Raw genomic sequence first — 17,508 nt, forward strand, 5'->3', positions numbered from 1 at the left:
AAAAAGATTTTTTGTTCTTTTCTAAAGAACTTCAAAGGGATTTTTGGTATACTGTATAAGATTGAAAAAAGAGAGAGGACGTTTAATATGACACAAAAACATGCCTTGGTTCAGGGAATGAATCCTCGACAAGAAGAAGCCGTTTTGCATACAGAAGGACCACTGTTAGTCATGGCTGGTGCTGGTAGTGGAAAAACGCGGGTTTTAACACACCGAATTGCCTATCTAATTGAGGAAAAAGAAGTAAATCCATGGAATATTTTGGCGATTACGTTTACCAATAAAGCTGCTAAAGAAATGAAAGAGCGTGTAAATAAACTACTGGAAACGGGTGGCGAAGATGTATGGGTCTCCACTTTTCACTCCATGTGTGTAAGAATTTTACGTCGTGATGTGGATCAGATTGGTTACAACCGTAATTTTACAATTATTGACCCATCGGAACAAAAAACATTAATGAAACGCATCTTAAACGACTTAAATATTGATTCAAAAAAATATGATCCTCGCTCAATTTTAGGTACGATTAGCAATGCCAAAAATGAATTACAAACGCCTGAAAAAGTTGCTGAAATGCAAGGTTCCTTATATGAAGAAATTGTCGCAAAATGCTATGAAGCCTATCAAAAAGAATTACGCAAAAACCAATGTATGGATTTTGATGATTTGATTATGAATACGATTCGTTTATTTAATGAACAACCAGATACGTTGGCTTTCTACCAAAATAAATTTCACTATATTCATGTGGATGAATACCAAGATACCAATCATGCACAATATACCTTAGTCAATTTATTGGCTGCACGTTTCAAAAATCTGTGTGTCGTAGGTGATGCCGACCAAAGTATCTATGGTTGGCGCGGGGCGGATATGCAAAATATCTTGGATTTTGAAAAAGATTATCCAGATGCCAGTGTAATTTTGCTAGAACAAAATTATCGATCCACCAAAAACATTTTGGCGGCTGCGAATGATGTCATCAAAAATAACCGTAACCGCCGCGAGAAAGAACTGTGGACAGAAAATATAGACGGTGAAAAAATTGTCTATTATCGCGGGGACACAGAACGGGATGAAACACAATTTATTGTGAGCCAAATCCAAAAAGAAATGCGGGAAAATGACCGAATTTATGGTGATTTTGCGGTATTATATCGGACCAATGCCCAATCCCGTGTAGTGGAAGAAATGCTCTTGAAATCTAATATTCCGTATACCATGGTGGGCGGACATAAATTCTACGACCGTAAAGAAATTAAAGATATTTTGGCTTATTTAAGTTTGATTGCCAATCCAGATGATTCGATTAGTTTTGAACGAATTGTCAATGAACCAAAACGAGGAATCGGTAAAAGTTCAATTGAAAAATTACGGCTATTTGCGGATACGCATGGTTGGGCTTTGCTGGAAGCTGCCCAAAATGTTGATTTGGCAAATATTTCAGGAAAAGCGGGTAAAGAGCTTGGTAATTTTGGCATGATGATTCAAGACTTAACGAAAACAGTGCCCTATTTAACGATTACAGAATTGGTGAAAGAAACTTTACAACGTAGTGGTTATCGGGAAGCTTTGATGGCGCAAAATAATTTAGAGTCTCAAGCTCGCTTAGAAAACTTGGACGAATTTTTATCTGTGACACAAGAATTTGATAAACGTTTTGAAGCGCAAAACAACGACGATCCAAATGGCGAAGAAACAAAATTGGCGGATTTTTTAACAGATTTAGCCTTGGTTTCTGATCTAGATAATTTAGAAGAGAGCTCTTCACAAGTAACCTTAATGACGTTGCATGCGGCCAAAGGGCTGGAATTTCCAGTGGTCTTTTTAATGGGCTTAGAAGAAGGGGTTTTCCCATTATCACGTGCCATGCTAGAAGAAAGTGAACTGGAAGAAGAACGGCGCTTGGCTTATGTTGGTATCACACGAGCGGAAGAAGCCCTGTTCTTAACGAATGCTTATTCGAGAACATTATATGGTCGCACGCAATATAATCGACCAAGTCGCTTTTTAGAAGAAATTGAGGCGGAGCGTTTAATGAAACAAGGGGCGGCGGCCAATTTACAGAAAGCTCCAGCGCGCACCTTTGATCCTAAAGTATTCAAGCCCAGCGCAAGTAAACCAGCTTATACACAGCCAGCTACAAAATCAGTTAGCAACAAAGTGGCAAGTGGTGGCGAAAAAGTTTCCTGGCAAGCAGGTGATAAGGTCCAACATAAAGCATGGGGCGTTGGTACAGTCGTTCGTGTAGGCGGTTCGGCCAAAGACTTAGAGTTGGACATTGCTTTCCCTGAAAAAGGCATAAAACGGTTGTTAGCGGCATTTGCACCTATTGAAAAAATTTAACATGCAAAATAGATCAGCGATTTAATGAGAAATCATCATTAGATAAATTCTTTTTATTTTCTATCTTAGTGTAAATGTGTTAAAAAGACGATAAGAGCATTACACTTATGAGGAGGAGTTCTACGATGGAACAACAACCATTAACATTAACGGCGGCGACAACTCGTGCGCAAGAATTAAGAAAACAACTCAATCAATATTCCCATGAATATTATGTCAAAGATCAACCATCCGTAGAAGATTATGTTTACGATCGTTTGTATAAAGAGTTAGTCGATATTGAAACGGAGTTTCCTGATTTAATCACGCCAGATTCGCCGACACAACGTGTAGGTGGCAAAGTTTTATCTGGTTTTGAAAAAGCTCCGCATGACATTCCAATGTATAGTTTAAATGATGGGTTTAGCAAGGAAGACATTTTTGCTTTTGATGAACGTGTTCGTAAGGCGATTGGTAAACCCGTTGCTTACTGTTGCGAGTTAAAAATTGATGGGTTAGCAATTTCATTACGTTATGAAAACGGGGTGTTTGTACGCGGAGCAACACGAGGCGATGGAACGGTTGGTGAAAACATTACAGAGAACTTACGAACGGTTCGCTCTGTACCGATGCGTTTAACGGAGCCCATTTCAGTGGAAGTTCGTGGCGAGTGCTACATGCCTAAACAATCCTTTGTCGCATTGAATGAAGAACGTGAAGAAAATGGCCAAGATATTTTTGCCAATCCTCGGAATGCAGCGGCGGGAAGCTTGCGCCAATTAGACACAAAAATTGTGGCAAAACGGAACTTAAATACGTTTTTATACACAGTTGCTGACTTTGGACCAATGAAAGCGAAGACGCAGTTTGAGGCATTAGAAGAGCTTTCTGCAATTGGTTTTAGAACCAATCCCGAACGGCAATTATGTCAGTCAATCGATGAAGTTTGGGCCTACATTGAAGAATACCATGAAAAGCGGAGCACTTTGCCATACGAAATCGATGGAATTGTGATTAAAGTGAACGAATTTGCGTTGCAAGATGAATTAGGTTTCACTGTCAAAGCACCTCGCTGGGCGATTGCCTACAAATTTCCACCAGAAGAAGCAGAAACAGTAGTGGAAGATATTGAATGGACAATTGGGCGCACGGGGGTGGTCACTCCTACTGCGGTCATGGCTCCTGTACGAGTCGCGGGAACCACGGTTAGTCGGGCAAGTTTGCATAATGCAGATTTTATTCAAATGAAAGATATCCGTTTAAATGATCATGTTATTATTTACAAAGCCGGCGATATTATCCCAGAAGTAGCGCAAGTCCTAGTTGAAAAACGTGCAGCCGATAGTCAGCCTTATGAAATGCCGACCCATTGTCCAATTTGTCATAGTGAGTTGGTGCATTTAGATGAGGAAGTGGCGTTACGTTGTATTAATCCAAAATGCCCTGCGCAAATTAAAGAAGGGCTGAATCACTTTGTCTCACGAAACGCAATGAACATTGATGGCTTGGGGCCACGAGTGTTAGCACAAATGTATGACAAAGGATTAGTGAAAGACGTAGCGGATCTGTATTTCTTAACAGAAGAACAATTAATGACTTTGGATAAAATCAAAGAAAAATCAGCAAACAACATTTATACTGCCATTCAAGGGAGTAAAGAAAACTCTGTCGAACGTTTGATTTTTGGCTTAGGGATTCGCCATGTGGGTGCGAAAGCGGCGAAAATTTTAGCGGAGCATTTTGGTGATTTACCAACCTTAAGTCGTGCAACTGCGGAAGAAATTGTGGCTTTGGATTCAATTGGCGAAACAATCGCAGACAGCGTTGTGACGTATTTTGAAAATGAGGAAGTTCATGAATTAATGGCTGAACTGGAAAAAGCCCAAGTGAACTTGACATATAAAGGTCTCCGGACAGAACAATTAGCAGAAGTGGAGTCACCTTTCAAAGACAAAACAGTTGTTTTAACAGGAAAATTAACGCAGTACACTCGCGAAGAAGCCAAAGAAAAAATTGAAAATCTTGGTGGAAAAGTTACAGGGAGTGTTTCGAAAAAAACTGACATTGTGGTTGCTGGCGAAGATGCAGGCAGTAAATTAACCAAAGCTGAAAGCTTAGGCGTGAGCGTTTGGAATGAACAAGAAATGGTCGATGCGTTAGATGCAAGTCATTTTTAAGAAGAAAAATTAACGTTGTCAGATTTTATGTAGTAATTTGATGGTATGCTTATTTTAGTCATAAAAGTTATATGAACGAGGAATTTCTGAGTTGAGAAAGGAGGTTGATGCTTATGCGCAATTCTTCTTACTTTAACGAAAGGAGCAATGTTTTTGTCCGTTGAAGCAGCGCTAGGACTGATGATTGGTTTTGCAACACTTGTTGTGACCATTATCTTCGGTATCTTAGCGCTTGTCTTAGACAACAAAAATAACCGTTCATAAGCTTTGAGGAGCTGAACGGTTAAGCGTTTGAAATAAAACCAATAACTCAGTAAGCCGCTAGTTCTTATAACTAGTAGTGGCTATTAGAGAGGTATGTTCCTGCATATCTCTCTTTTCATTTTCATAATAACATATTTCCGTCATTTTTGCGAGCGACAAATTATCAATGAAATTCAAGGTTTCATCTAAAATATCCGACCATTTTATGGTAGAATGGGAACAGAGTGAACAGCTGTGCTAAGCTGTTTAAAGAAATACAGTCCAATTGATTAATCTGAAAATGAAAATTTCAGTAAATGATAGAAAGAAGGGTATCTATGGCAATTACAGAAGAACAAGTCAAACATGTCGCTAAATTATCAAAATTATCTTTCTCCGAAGAAGAATTAGCGGACTTTACCAATCAACTAGATAAAATTATTGATATGGTGGAATTACTAGAAGAAGTAGATACAACAGGGGTTCCTTTTACTTCAAATGTGAATGAATCAATCAATGTTATGCGTGAAGACGTAGCGACACCAGGAATGGACCGTAAAGAATTAATGCGGAATGTTCCGGAATCAGAGAATGGTTACATTAAAGTGCCTGCAATTATGGATAACGGGGAGGCAGGAGCCTAATGGAAAAATTATACGACAAATCGTTAACAGAGTTACATGATTTATTGGTTTCAAAAGAAATCACTGCAGTTGATTTAACCGAAGAAACATTAAATCGTATTCAAGATACAGAAGAACAACTAGGTTCTTTTATCACAGTTAGTGAAGAAAAAGCAATGACATTAGCCAAAGCGATTGACTTAAAAGGCATCACTGAAAGTAATCCATTAGCTGGGATTCCAATTGGGATTAAAGACAACATTGTCACAAAAGATATTTTAACAACAGCTGGCTCAAAAATGTTACACAATTTTGACCCAATTTATGATGCGACCGTGATGGATAAAGTCTATCAAGCGGATATGATTCCAGTCGGAAAATTGAACATGGATGAATTTGCCATGGGCGGAAGTACGGAAACGTCTTACTTTAAGAAAACAAAAAATGCTTGGGATCAAACCAAAGTTCCTGGCGGTTCTTCTGGTGGTTCAGCTTCTGCTGTCGCAGCCGGACAAGTCCCAGTTTCTTTAGGGAGCGATACAGGTGGCAGTATCCGCCAACCAGCCGCATTCAACGGTATTGTGGGCTTGAAACCAACATATGGACGTGTGTCTCGTTTTGGTTTGATTGCTTTTGCTTCAAGTTTAGACCAAATTGGTCCATTGACACGAAACGTTAAAGACAATGCCTTAGCTTTAAATGCAATTAGTGGTTATGACGAAAAAGACGGCACTTCTGCAGGCGTTTCTGTTCCTGATTTTACGGCAGATTTAACTGGCGACATCAAAGGCATGAAAATTGCTTTGCCAAAAGAATACTTAGGTGAAGGGGTACAACCTGATGTTCGTGAAGCGGTATTAAAAGCAGCAGAAACATTTAAATCTTTAGGAGCAACGGTGGAAGAAGTTAGTTTGCCACATTCTAAATACGGCGTAGCGGTTTATTATATTATTGCCTCTTCAGAAGCAAGTTCAAACTTACAACGCTTTGATGGTATTCGTTATGGTTACCGTTCCGAAAATGTCCAAAATCTAGAAGATGTCTATGTTAATTCACGTTCTGAAGGTTTCGGAACAGAAGTTAAACGTCGGATTATGTTAGGAACCTTCTCTTTAAGTGCTGGTTATTATGATGCGCACTTTAAAAAGGCTGGTCAAGTCCGTACACTAATCAAACAAGATTTTGAGAATGTCTTTGCGGATTATGACTTAATCATTGGCCCATCCACACCAACAGTTGCCTTTGGTCTAGGGGAAAACATCAATGATCCAATCACAATGTATATGAATGATATTTTAACCATTCCTGTCAACTTAGCAGGACTACCAGGCATGTCCATTCCAGCAGGATTCTCAGAAGGATTGCCAGTTGGTTTACAAATTATTGGAAAACATTTTGACGAACATACAATGTATAAAGCAGCCTATGCTTTTGAACAAGCGACAGATTTCCATACGAAAAAACCAGTCATTTTAGGGGGAACGATTAATGAACTTTGAAACTGTCATTGGATTAGAAGTCCACGTAGAATTGAAAACCAACTCTAAAATTTTCTCCTCTGCGCCAGCGCATTTCGGAGCAGAACCAAACAGCAACACAAACGTGGTTGACTGGAGTTACCCAGGTGTTTTACCTGTGATGAATAAAGGTGCTTTAGAATTTGGCATGAAAGCAGCACTTGCCTTGAACTGTGAAATTTCAAAAGAAACACATTTTGACCGTAAAAACTATTTTTACCCAGATAACCCGAAAGCATACCAAATTTCTCAATTTGATCAACCAATCGGACATGATGGTTGGATTGAAATTGAAGTCGAAGGCAAAAAGAAAAAAATTCGCATTGAACGTGTGCATTTAGAAGAAGATGCTGGGAAAAATATTCACGGCACAGATGGCTATTCTTATGTAGACTTGAATCGTCAAGGCACGCCTTTAATTGAAATCGTTTCTGAAGCAGACATGCGTTCACCAGAAGAAGCGTATGCTTATTTAGAAGCGTTGCGTTCAATTATCCAATTTACAGAAGTTTCTGATGTGAAAATGGAAGAAGGTTCTATGCGTTGTGATGCCAATATTTCTTTACGTCCGTATGGTCAAGAAGAATTTGGTACTAAAGCGGAATTAAAGAACTTGAACTCTATGAACTTTGTAAAAAAAGGTTTAGCTTATGAAGAAAAACGCCAGGCCAAAGTCCTATTATCTGGTGGCGAAATTCAACAAGAAACACGCCGCTTTGATGAAGCAACTAGTACAACGTTGCTTATGCGTGTTAAAGAAGGCTCAAGTGACTACCGTTACTTCCCAGAGCCAGATGTTCCTCGTTTTTCAATTGATGATGAATGGATTGAAAAAGTTCGCGCTAGTTTGCCAGAAATGCCAGCCTCACGTCGTGCCCGTTATATCAGTGAATTAGGGTTACCTGAATACGACGCAATGGTCTTGACTTTAACGAAAGAAATGTCAGATTTCTTTGAAGCAACTCTAGCAAACGGTGCAGATGCGAAACAAGCATCAAACTGGTTAATGGGCGAAGTTTCTGCTTACTTAAACAGTGAAAAAGTTGAATTAGCTGATACTAAACTGACACCAGAAAATCTAGCGGGTATGATTACTTTGATTAACGATGGCACAATCAGCTCGAAAATTGCGAAGAAAGTGTTCAAAGAGTTAATTGAAAACGGTGGAGATGCTAAAGAAGTTGTCGAAGCAAAAGGCCTTGTTCAATTATCTGATCCAGCGCAATTATTACCAATGATTAACGAAGTTTTAGACAACAACCAACAATCAATTGATGACTTTAAAAACGGAAAAGACCGTGCAGTTGGTTTCCTTGTTGGACAAATTATGAAAGCAACTCGTGGACAAGCAAACCCAGGTGTGGTTAACAAGTTATTGCAAGAAGAGCTTTCAAAACGATAAGAAAGTAGCAGGCAAACCATGAAAAAAGCTAGAGTGATTTATAATCCAACGTCAGGAAAAGAGTTAATCAAAAAGAACTTAGCCGATATTTTATCTATTTTAGAAGAATGTGGTTATGAAGCCAGTGCATTTGCGACCACACCAGAAGAAAATTCAGCACGCAATGAAGCACATCGTGCTGCGCGTGCAGGATTTGATTTACTAGTAGCAGCAGGTGGAGATGGGACCATTAATGAAGTCGTGAATGGGATTGCTCCGTTGAAGCGGCGCCCTAAAATGGCCATTATTCCTGCTGGAACGACGAATGACTATGCACGGGCATTGAAGATTCCTCGTGATAATATCGTTAAGGCAGCAGAAGTGATTAAAAAAAATCAAACTGTCAAAATGGATATTGGCCAAGCCGGCAAAAATTACTTTATCAATATTGCGGCGGGTGGTCATTTAACGGAACTGACTTATGAAGTTCCATCAGAGTTGAAAAGTATTTTTGGTTACTTAGCGTACTTAGCCAAAGGAGCCGAAATGTTGCCGCGAGTGAAGCCGATTAAAATGCGCATGACGTATGATGAAGGTGTGTACGAAGGCAATGCATCAATGTTTTTCCTAGGGCTGACTAACTCGGTGGGTGGTTTTGAGCAAATCGTACCAGATGCTAAATTAGACGATGGTAAGTTTTCATTAATCATTGTAAAAACAGCCAATATTTTTGAGATTCTTCATTTAGTTGCGTTAATGTTAAATGGTGGAAAGCATGTTGAAGATCATCGACTAATCTATACAAAGACCAGCTATTTACATGCAGAAACGTTAGAAAAGAACAATAAAATGATGATTAATTTAGATGGTGAATATGGAGGCGATGCTCCAATGACCTTTAAAAATATGCATCAACACATTGAAATTTTTGCAAATGGTGATGCACTGCCGTCCAATGCAATTATGGGTTCTGTCTTAACTGGTAGCGATGAGATTGTCGTAGAATCAGAAGACGAAGAGGAAGAAGCATATAACGAAGCTAGCAAAGAATTTGTCAAAGAAGTTGAACGACTAACAGACGAAGATATTGATGGCGATGGAAAGATTGCCGAAAAAGAAAAGCACTAGGTAGTCCGTGAATAGCTAATGAAAGATTTAGTTGATAAGATCTTTCATTGGCTATTTTTTGACTAAGGGAAAGGGTCTCATTCTTTTATTTACCTAAAAAGTTCAAACGGAATTGCTAAATCTCCATGAAAATTCGTTGTTGCTTTTCTTAGGTATTTTCATTAGAATGAGTGAAGTGTATAAAAAGAAGGAGCGACTTATGAAAAATTATCCAGTAAAGAAAAATGACGTCATTGAAGTAGAAATCATTGACTTGACGCATGATGGTTTAGGCGTGGCAAAAGTGGACCATTATCCATTGTTTATTGAAAATGCCTTACCAGGTGAAAAACTTGAAATCAAAGTCTTAAAAACAGGCAAAAGTTTTGGTTATGGGAAAGTATTGACTGTCCTAAAAAGCAGTGAACAGCGTGTTCCCGTGAAAGATGAAAACTTTACAAAAGTCGGGATTAGTCCGTTGCAACATTTAGCGTACGGCGCCCAACTATCATTTAAAACGCAACAAGTCGAAAATGTTATGCAACGTGTCGCTAAATTGCCAGAAGTCCCTGTTTTACCAACAATTGGGATGAACGATCCGTGGCATTACCGGAACAAAGCACAAATTCCCGTGCGTAAAATTGACAACCAACTACAAACAGGTTTTTTCCGGAAAAATAGCCATGATTTAATTCCAATGGAACATTTTTATATTCAAGACCCAGAAATTGATGCAGCAATTGTTAAAATCCGTGACATTATGCGTAAATATAGCGTAAAACCTTATAACGAATCTGATAATACAGGGAACTTACGCCATATTGTCGTTCGTCGTGGCTACCATACTGGGGAGATGATGGTTGTTCTAATTACGAGAACACCGAAATTATTCCCAATTAGTAAAATTGTGCCAGATATTTTGGAAGCTATTCCGGAAGTAGTCAGCATTGTACAAAATGTAAATCCAAAACGAACCAATGTCATTTTTGGCGACGAAACCATCTTATTACATGGGTCTGAAAAAATTACAGATACTATTTTTGATTTGAAATTTGAAATTTCCGCGCGTTCATTTTATCAAGTAAATCCACAACAAACAGAAGTGATGTATCAAAAAGTTAAAGAGTATGCGGCTTTAACAGGCAATGAAATTGTGGTGGATGCCTATTGTGGGATTGGAACGATTGGCTTAACTTTAGCCCAAGACGCAAAGCAAGTTTACGGTATTGAAGTAATTGAAGAAGCGGTCAAAGATGCAGAAAATAATGCTAAATTAAACAACATTGAGAATGCCACTTTCACGGCTGGTTTAGCGGAAGAATTATTGCCAAAATTAGTTGAAAATGGCTTGCAACCAGATGTTGTGGTGGTGGATCCACCACGGAAAGGGTTAGACGGTCAATTAGTAAACACATTAATTGAAACGCAACCTGAACGAATTGTTTATGTCAGCTGTAATCCAGCCACACTCGCTCGCGACATTGCATTATTAACAGAAGGTGGCTATGAAGCAAAAGAAATTCAACCAGTGGATAATTTCCCACAAACGACCCACATTGAATCTGTCACGTTATTAACAAAGGCGGTGGATTAAATGAATGAAAAAGAAAAAATGTTAGAATTAATTAAAAAGAAACAAGGTGGTGGCCGTTCTAAAAAAATGGAAACTCCCAAAAATGATCGTAAAAACATGCGCAAAGGGCCTAAAATTTTTAATAAATAAGCGGTTATCAGTAAAAAGTTGAGGTCGGGACAGAAGCGTTTAACTCCGAGAAATAAGAAGGAATTTCCGAAAATTGTTCTGTAATTTTTGGAGAATTCCGGCTTATTTCCGAAGGAGTTGCTTTTGTTCCCGCCGTTTATCAGTTTTTGAGCGTGGAGCAAAAATCCAAAGTGATTTTTGTCCCACGCTCAACTTTTTTGTTAAAGCATTCCTAGCCAAACAAATAAGTTGTTATTTTGCTAGGAAATCTGTTATTTTAGACAAAAGACAAGGAGGGCTATTCAGTGGAATATGTAACAACATTAGAAGAATTAGAAGAAAAAATTACAGACAATCGTCTACAAGCCGTCTTTTTGACAGCAAAAAATTGTAGTGTTTGTACAGTTGATAAACCGATTGTCGAAAAAATTGCAACAAAATATGAATTTCCTACATACATTGCAGAAGCTGATAAAAGTCCAGAAATAATTGGACAATTAAATGCTTTTTCTGCACCGACCATTATCTTATACTATGAAGGAAAAGAAATTCATCGCCAAGCTAAAATTATTAACTTTCAAGAAATTGAAAAGAGAGTTCGACAAGTACAAGAAAATAGTTAATCAAAAAGGAAGCCACCGATCACGGAGGCTTCCTTTTTAATTATCTCGCTAAATGTTCAGTTTGTTGTTGAGAAAAAAGTTGATAACTGACAAAAACTTCTGCTCTTTTGTTTACTTCTAATTTAACGAAAATATTGTGGATATGTGTTTTTACTGTCCCGATTGATAGGAATAGTTCGTTGGCTATATCTTGATTTGTTTTGCACTCTAAAAGTAACGAAAGCACTTCTCGTTCTCGCTGCGTTAATTGATAGGCATCACAAAAAGGCGCCAAAAGTACGGGTTCATCTGATTGATTTTCTTCCAATTTAGCAGCGTCTTTTTCAAGCACCGACAGAGGAAAATCACGATTACAGAAGTAGATAATGGCGATCGAGAGAATGATTGTATAAATATCTTCAGAAACGTTTCGGTTGTTAATTTTAAAGACAATATCAGAATATTGGTCAATGTTAAAAATAACGAAGGTATCTTCCAAAAGAATCGCCACACCGAAACCAATGCTTAGCCAACCAATAAAACGAAGATATTTTTTCGCAAGGGCTGATAAAGGATCTATTCGTAATTGATAGAGCGCATAGCATCCAAGGTAAATTAAAAATAGCTGATTGGGTAAATAGTACAACCAAACTTTTAAGGCGGAATTTTGTGAAAATGGAATAGCTAGCATCCATAAACCAATTAAAAATAACCAGACAAATTGATAATTTTTAAAAGGACGACCACTAATAGTATTGATAATAGCCAGATAGGCAAAATTACAACAAATAAAAATGATGGTCTTTAAAAAAGGTGCGGTCATAAAGGTCTGATTATATTCGGTTGCAAACGAATTAATGAACTCAGTCATATAAACAATCACATTGTCACAAATAAAAATAACCATTAAAAAGAGAAGCAATAAAAAAATCGGTTGTTTATTTTTCAAGTAAAGATTTAAGGTAAAGGTTGAAGTAAACGAATATAAAATAATCAACAAGATGTTATAAATAAAAACAAATGTCACGATTGGAAACCCCTTTCATCTTTTATTTTAAGTGAATGATTTTTCAAAATAATTATACCATTTTCAAATCTATGATTGGTCAGAAATTAGAGAGAAATCCGCCTAAACTTTTATAAACCCCTGGTGTACCAACGGTTTATAACCATAAATAAACTTTTTTTAATGAAAAATCACGCCAAGAAAGAAAGCGTTTTCTAACTTTTGGTGGATAGTAAACTCTTCGCTAAACTTGGTAAAGTCAATGTGTAAACAAAAACAACTTTTAGGAGGAACACATCATGAAAAGAGATTACGTTACAACAGAAACATATACGAAAGAGGAAATGCACTACTTAGTCGATTTATCATTAAAAATTAAAGAAGCGATTAAAAATGGGTATTATCCGCAACTGTTAAAAAACAAATCTTTAGGAATGATTTTCCAACAATCTTCAACTCGAACACGAGTATCTTTTGAAACTGCAATGGAACAATTAGGTGGACATGGCGAATATTTAGCACCTGGTCAAATTCAATTAGGGGGACATGAAACGATTGAAGATACCAGCCGTGTATTGTCACGTTTAGTAGATATTTTGATGGCTCGTGTGGAACGTCACCATAGTATTGTTGATTTAGCTAATTGTGCTACTATCCCAGTCATTAACGGTATGTCTGATTACAATCATCCAACCCAAGAATTAGGTGATTTGTGTACCATGGTTGAGCATTTACCAGAAGGCAAAAAATTAGAAGATTGTAAAGTTGTCTTTGTCGGAGATGCGACACAAGTTTGTTTTTCTTTAGGATTAATCACAACAAAAATGGGCATGAATTTTGTTCACTTCGGTCCAGAAGGCTTCCAATTAAATGAAGAGCATCAAGCGAAATTAGCAAAAAATTGTGAAGTTTCAGGCGGTAGCTTTTTGGTCACAGATGATGCAAGTTCTGTTGAAGGCGCTGATTTCTTGTACACGGATGTTTGGTATGGCTTGTACGAAGCGGAATTATCTGAAGAAGAACGTATGAAGGTTTTCTATCCAAAATATCAAGTGAATCAAGAAATGATGGATCGGGCAGGTGCCAATTGTAAATTCATGCACTGTTTACCAGCAACACGTGGGGAAGAAGTAACTGATGAAGTGATTGACGGTAAAAATTCTATTTGTTTCGATGAAGCAGAAAACCGTTTAACATCTATTCGTGGCTTATTAGTATATCTTATGAATGATTATGAAGCAAAAAATCCTTATGATTTAATCAAGCAAGCAGAAGCGAAAAAAGAACTAGAAGTTTTCTTAGACACTCAAAGCATTTAACGGCCAACTGTCCACTGATTGAAAAAATGAATCAGTGGACAGTTTATAAAGAGAGGAAGAGTCTTCATGGAGGGGAAAAAGAAATTTAGTTTAACGAGTGCCATTTTATCAGTCATCTGTGTGGTTTTCGTTGCTGAAGCAGCGGCGCCTGTTGCTGCAATTGGTAATTCTCAGTTTTTTTGGTGGATTTTCTTATTAATTGCATTCCTATTGCCATATGGGTTAATTTCATCAGAATTAGGAACAACTTATATTGGTGAAGGGGGCATCTATGATTGGGTGACCAAAGCATATGGTCATCGTTGGGGTGCCAGAGTTTCTTGGTATTATTGGATTAATTATCCATTGTGGCTAGCTTCATTAGCCGTTATGACGCCAGAACTATTAACGACAATTACAGGTATTAAGTTTTCAACACCGATGATGATTATTGTTGAATTAATTTTTACTTGGATTGTGGTTTGGATTAGTTTTTATCCAGTCAGCGACAGTATCTGGATTCTAAATGGAGCTGCCGTAATCAAGATGGTTTTAGCAGTCTTAATTGGTGGGCTAGGATTGTATGTAGCCTTGACGAAAGGTGTTGCCAATGAATTTACCTTGAAATCAATGCTACCAACGTTTGACTTAAGGAGTTTATCTTTTATTTCTGTAATCATTTTTAATTTGTTAGGGTTTGAAGTCATCTGTACGTTTGCAGATGATATGGAAAATCCTAAGAAGCAAATTCCACAAGCTATTGTAGCAGCGGGGTTAGTCATTGCGGCCATTTATATTTTTTCAGCCTTTGGAATTGGGGTAGCGATTCCCACCGATCAAATTAGTACCGGCAGTGGTATGATGGATAGCTTTAAACTATTGACAGGCTCGACAGAAGGTTGGTTCATTATGTTAATGGCTTTCCTATTCCTTCTTACGTTGTTCGGAAACATGATTTCTTGGTCATTAGGAGTCAATAATACAGCTTGTTATGCTGCTGAAAATGGTGACATGCCTAAATTTTTTGAAAAACGTAGTAAGAAAAATGACATGCCAATTGGGGCTGCTTTGATGAATGGCATTGTGGCATCGGTGGTCATTGTATTAGCACCAATTTTACCTAATCAAGATTTATTCTGGGCCTTTTTCTCCTTGAATGTCGTCCTATTCTTGTTATCGTATATCCCAGTTTTCCCAGCTTTTTATAAGCTTAGAAAAATTGATCCCGATACACCACGTCCGTTTAAAGTTAACGGAAAACCAGGATTTTTAAAAGTTTTAGTGGTTTTGCCAATGATTATGATTATTATTTCACTGATTTTCACAGCAGTGCCTTTAGATTTTAGTCCCGCAGCATTAAATGAAAAATTACCAATCACAATTGGGGCAATCATTTTTATTCTGTTTGGTGAAGTAATTATTTACGTGAAAAAAATTAAGAAGGGAACGAAAGAAAATGGCTAAACGAATTGTAGGAAGTACCCCTAAACAAGATGGCTTTAGAATGCCAGGAGAATTTGAACCACAAGAGAAAGTTTGGATGATTTGGCCAGAAAGACCGGATAATTGGCGTGATGGTGGTAAACCTGTCCAAGAAGCTTTTACTAATGTGGCCAAAGCAATTAGTCAATTTACACCGATGAATGTGGTGGTTTCTCAACAACAATTTCAAAATTGCCGTCGCCAATTGCCGCCAGAAATTACGGTTTACGAAATGTCAAACAATGATGCCTGGGTTCGTGATTGTGGACCATCATTTGTCATTAACGACCATGGAGAAATCCGTGGTGTGGATTGGACATTTAATGCTTGGGGGGGATTAGTAGATGGTTTATATTTCCCTTGGGACCAAGATGATTTGGTTGCACAAAAAATTTGTGAAATTGAGCATGTAGATTCTTATCGTACAGATGATTTTGTTTTAGAAGGCGGTTCATTCCACGTAGATGGACAAGGAACAGTCTTGACTACAGAAATGTGCTTATTAAGTGAAGGTCGAAATCCACAACTTTCAAAAGAAGCAATCGAACAAAAATTATGCGACTATTTAAATGTTGAAAAAGTTCTTTGGCTAGGTGATGGAATTGACCCAGAAGAAACTAATGGTCACGTGGATGATGTAGCTTGTTTTATTGCACCTGGTGAAGTGGCTTGTATTTACACCGAAGATCAAAATAGCCCATTTTATGAAGCGGCACAAGATGCGTATCAACGTTTGCTTAAAATGACTGATGCTAAAGGACGCCAATTAAAAGTCCACAAATTATGCTGTCCTGTCAAAAATGTAACCATTCAAGGTTCCTTCAAAATTGATTTCGTGGAAGGAACCATGCCAAGAGAAGACGGCGATATTTGTATCGCATCCTATATGAACTTTTTAATTACAAATGATGGCGTGATTGTGCCACAGTATGGTGATGAAAATGATCGTTTGGCTTTAGAGCAAGTTCAAGCGATGTTCCCAGATAAAAAAATTGTCGGCGTTAATACGGTAGAAGTTGTTTATGGGGGCGGCAATATTCACTGTATCACACAACAAGAACCAAAGCGCTAGGAGGGAAACAGATGTCAAAAATAGTGATTGCATTAGGTGGAAATGCGTTAGGAAATTCTTCGAAAGAACAATTGGCAAAAGCACAAACCGCGGCAAAATCCATTGTTGATTTAATTGAACAAGGCCATCAAGTGGTGATTGCTCATGGCAACGGGCCACAAGTTGGCAAAATTCGCTTAGCTTTTGAGGAAACGAGTCAATCTCCAGAAGATGTCGTGCCGTTTCCTGAATGCACAGCAATGAGCCAAGGCTATATTGGCTATCATTTACAACAAGCAATTGATGAAGAACTAGTAGCCAGAAATTTAGGGGAACAACCAGTTGTTACGTTAATTACACAAGTCGTGGTGGATCCGAAAGACCCAGCGTTTACAAAACCAACAAAACCAATTGGTGGTTATTATGACGAAGAAACAGCCAAACAGTTGATGGCGGAAACTGGGAACGTCTATCAAGAAGATGCGGGTCGAGGCTGGCGACGGGTAGTTCCTTCACCAAAACCAGTTGATATTTACGAAAAAGTTAGCTTGCGAACACTTGTTGATGCAGGACAAATCGTAATTGCTTGTGGTGGTGGCGGGGTTCCTATTGCCTATGATGGTCCAGTCTATCATGGTGTAGATGCAGTCATTGATAAAGACTTTGCGGCAGCAAAAATGGCTGAACTCATTGAAGCAGATGTTTTTGTGGTATTAACTGCAGTGGAACATGTTTTTGTTAACTTTGGTCAAGCAAATCAACAAGCTTTGACCGATGTTACGGTTACGGCAATGCAACAATATATAGAAGAAAATCAATTTGCGCCAGGTAGTATGTTACCTAAGGTGGAAGCGGCCATCAGTTTTGCAGAAAGTAAACCAAACCGCCAGGCGATTATCGGGCTTTTAGAATTAGCTTCGGAAGCAATCAAAGGAGAAAGTGGTACACGAATTACACAATAAATTCTCAGTATTTAACTTTTACAAAAGACTAA

General features: G+C 38.1%; 16 protein-coding genes. 14 read left to right on the forward strand and 2 right to left on the reverse strand.

Annotated elements, in window-relative coordinates; all coding sequences use genetic code 11:
- The first annotated feature begins 87 nt into the window (after positions 1-87).
- Positions 88-2,346, forward strand: a complete 2,259-nt coding sequence (gene pcrA / locus IGK82_RS02365; protein WP_002363179.1) for a DNA helicase PcrA — start codon at positions 88-90, stop codon at positions 2,344-2,346.
- A gap of 125 nt (positions 2,347-2,471) precedes the next feature.
- Complete coding sequence (gene ligA, locus IGK82_RS02370; RefSeq protein ID WP_002364804.1) at positions 2,472-4,502, forward strand: NAD-dependent DNA ligase LigA; 2,031 nt, start codon at positions 2,472-2,474, stop codon at positions 4,500-4,502.
- Here the strand turns inward: ligA and IGK82_RS02375 are convergent.
- The gene (locus IGK82_RS02375) at positions 4,499-4,714 is read right to left on the reverse strand and encodes a hypothetical protein (RefSeq protein WP_002384936.1); all 216 of its coding nucleotides are present in this window, start codon (positions 4,712-4,714) and stop codon (positions 4,499-4,501) included. The genes ligA and IGK82_RS02375 overlap by 4 nt on opposite strands.
- Here IGK82_RS02375 and IGK82_RS02380 point away from each other — a divergent pair.
- The 8 genes from IGK82_RS02380 (at position 4,680) to IGK82_RS02415 (ending at position 11,698) form a co-directional block, all read left to right on the forward strand.
- The gene (locus IGK82_RS02380; protein WP_306173767.1) at positions 4,680-4,766 is read left to right on the forward strand and encodes a hypothetical protein; all 87 of its coding nucleotides are present in this window, start codon (positions 4,680-4,682) and stop codon (positions 4,764-4,766) included. The genes IGK82_RS02375 and IGK82_RS02380 overlap by 35 nt on opposite strands.
- Before the next feature lie 317 nt (positions 4,767-5,083).
- On the forward strand, positions 5,084-5,389 hold the full coding sequence (gene gatC / locus IGK82_RS02385) for an Asp-tRNA(Asn)/Glu-tRNA(Gln) amidotransferase subunit GatC (RefSeq protein WP_002355569.1): 306 nt from the start codon (positions 5,084-5,086) through the stop codon (positions 5,387-5,389).
- A complete protein-coding gene (gene gatA, locus IGK82_RS02390; protein WP_016622625.1) occupies positions 5,389-6,867 on the forward strand; it encodes an Asp-tRNA(Asn)/Glu-tRNA(Gln) amidotransferase subunit GatA in 1,479 nt (492 codons plus the stop codon). Before gatC ends, gatA begins: the two co-directional genes overlap by 1 nt.
- On the forward strand, positions 6,857-8,287 hold the full coding sequence (gene gatB, locus IGK82_RS02395) for an Asp-tRNA(Asn)/Glu-tRNA(Gln) amidotransferase subunit GatB (RefSeq protein WP_002358703.1): 1,431 nt from the start codon (positions 6,857-6,859) through the stop codon (positions 8,285-8,287). The genes gatA and gatB overlap by 11 nt, the downstream gene beginning before the upstream one ends.
- A gap of 18 nt (positions 8,288-8,305) precedes the next feature.
- A complete protein-coding gene (locus IGK82_RS02400; RefSeq protein ID WP_002355572.1) occupies positions 8,306-9,394 on the forward strand; it encodes a diacylglycerol kinase in 1,089 nt (362 codons plus the stop codon).
- A 199-nt stretch (positions 9,395-9,593) separates the two neighbouring features.
- Entirely contained in the window at positions 9,594-10,967 is a 1,374-nt protein-coding gene (gene rlmD / locus IGK82_RS02405) for a 23S rRNA (uracil(1939)-C(5))-methyltransferase RlmD (RefSeq protein WP_002366181.1), read from the forward strand.
- Complete coding sequence (locus tag IGK82_RS02410) at positions 10,968-11,096, forward strand: hypothetical protein (protein ID WP_002355577.1); 129 nt, start codon at positions 10,968-10,970, stop codon at positions 11,094-11,096.
- A gap of 284 nt (positions 11,097-11,380) precedes the next feature.
- Positions 11,381-11,698 (forward strand): thioredoxin family protein, encoded by a 318-nt coding sequence (locus IGK82_RS02415; RefSeq protein ID WP_002355583.1) that lies wholly within the window; start codon positions 11,381-11,383, stop codon positions 11,696-11,698.
- Positions 11,699-11,738: 40 nt separating this feature from the next.
- Here IGK82_RS02415 and IGK82_RS02420 read toward each other — a convergent pair whose 3' ends face one another.
- Positions 11,739-12,584, reverse strand: a complete 846-nt coding sequence (locus tag IGK82_RS02420) for a helix-turn-helix domain-containing protein (protein WP_002392183.1) — start codon at positions 12,582-12,584, stop codon at positions 11,739-11,741.
- 398 nt (positions 12,585-12,982) lie between these two features.
- Between IGK82_RS02420 and ptcA the strand changes: the two genes are divergently transcribed.
- The 4 genes from ptcA (at position 12,983) to arcC (ending at position 17,476) form a co-directional block, all read left to right on the forward strand.
- Positions 12,983-14,002, forward strand: coding sequence for a putrescine carbamoyltransferase (gene ptcA / locus IGK82_RS02425; RefSeq protein ID WP_002355587.1), 1,020 nt, complete (start codon positions 12,983-12,985; stop codon positions 14,000-14,002).
- Between the two features lie 66 nt (positions 14,003-14,068).
- Positions 14,069-15,445, forward strand: coding sequence for an APC family permease (locus IGK82_RS02430; RefSeq protein ID WP_002355588.1), 1,377 nt, complete (start codon positions 14,069-14,071; stop codon positions 15,443-15,445).
- Positions 15,438-16,535 (forward strand): agmatine deiminase, encoded by a 1,098-nt coding sequence (aguA, locus tag IGK82_RS02435; RefSeq protein ID WP_002355589.1) that lies wholly within the window; start codon positions 15,438-15,440, stop codon positions 16,533-16,535. Before IGK82_RS02430 ends, aguA begins: the two co-directional genes overlap by 8 nt.
- Positions 16,536-16,546: 11 nt before the next feature.
- Positions 16,547-17,476 carry a carbamate kinase gene (arcC, locus tag IGK82_RS02440; protein WP_002355590.1) on the forward strand — a complete coding sequence of 310 codons (930 nt, stop codon included), beginning with the start codon at positions 16,547-16,549 and terminating at the stop codon, positions 17,474-17,476.
- The last annotated feature ends 32 nt before the right edge of the window (positions 17,477-17,508 follow it).

Origin of the sequence: Enterococcus sp. AZ197, from assembly GCF_050556405.1 — a bacterium.
Taxonomy (GTDB): Bacteria; Bacillota; Bacilli; order Lactobacillales; family Enterococcaceae; genus Enterococcus; species Enterococcus faecalis.

What these genes read in the sequence shown, in the direction of transcription:
- gatB (WP_002358703.1), top strand. Translation starts at nt 6,857, where the DNA reads ATGAACTTTGAAACTGTCATTGGATTAGAAGTCCACGTAGAATTGAAA.
- IGK82_RS02375 (WP_002384936.1), bottom strand. Translation starts at nt 4,714, where the DNA reads ATGGTCACAACAAGTGTTGCAAAACCAATCATCAGTCCTAGCGCTGCT.
- rlmD (WP_002366181.1), top strand. Translation starts at nt 9,594, where the DNA reads ATGAAAAATTATCCAGTAAAGAAAAATGACGTCATTGAAGTAGAAATC.
- pcrA (WP_002363179.1), top strand. Translation starts at nt 88, where the DNA reads ATGACACAAAAACATGCCTTGGTTCAGGGAATGAATCCTCGACAAGAA.
- gatC (WP_002355569.1), top strand. Translation starts at nt 5,084, where the DNA reads ATGGCAATTACAGAAGAACAAGTCAAACATGTCGCTAAATTATCAAAA.
- ptcA (WP_002355587.1), top strand. Translation starts at nt 12,983, where the DNA reads ATGAAAAGAGATTACGTTACAACAGAAACATATACGAAAGAGGAAATG.
- IGK82_RS02430 (WP_002355588.1), top strand. Translation starts at nt 14,069, where the DNA reads ATGGAGGGGAAAAAGAAATTTAGTTTAACGAGTGCCATTTTATCAGTC.
- arcC (WP_002355590.1), top strand. Translation starts at nt 16,547, where the DNA reads ATGTCAAAAATAGTGATTGCATTAGGTGGAAATGCGTTAGGAAATTCT.
- IGK82_RS02420 (WP_002392183.1), bottom strand. Translation starts at nt 12,584, where the DNA reads ATGGTTATTTTTATTTGTGACAATGTGATTGTTTATATGACTGAGTTC.
- IGK82_RS02410 (WP_002355577.1), top strand. Translation starts at nt 10,968, where the DNA reads ATGAATGAAAAAGAAAAAATGTTAGAATTAATTAAAAAGAAACAAGGT.
- IGK82_RS02400 (WP_002355572.1), top strand. Translation starts at nt 8,306, where the DNA reads ATGAAAAAAGCTAGAGTGATTTATAATCCAACGTCAGGAAAAGAGTTA.
- aguA (WP_002355589.1), top strand. Translation starts at nt 15,438, where the DNA reads ATGGCTAAACGAATTGTAGGAAGTACCCCTAAACAAGATGGCTTTAGA.
- gatA (WP_016622625.1), top strand. Translation starts at nt 5,389, where the DNA reads ATGGAAAAATTATACGACAAATCGTTAACAGAGTTACATGATTTATTG.
- ligA (WP_002364804.1), top strand. Translation starts at nt 2,472, where the DNA reads ATGGAACAACAACCATTAACATTAACGGCGGCGACAACTCGTGCGCAA.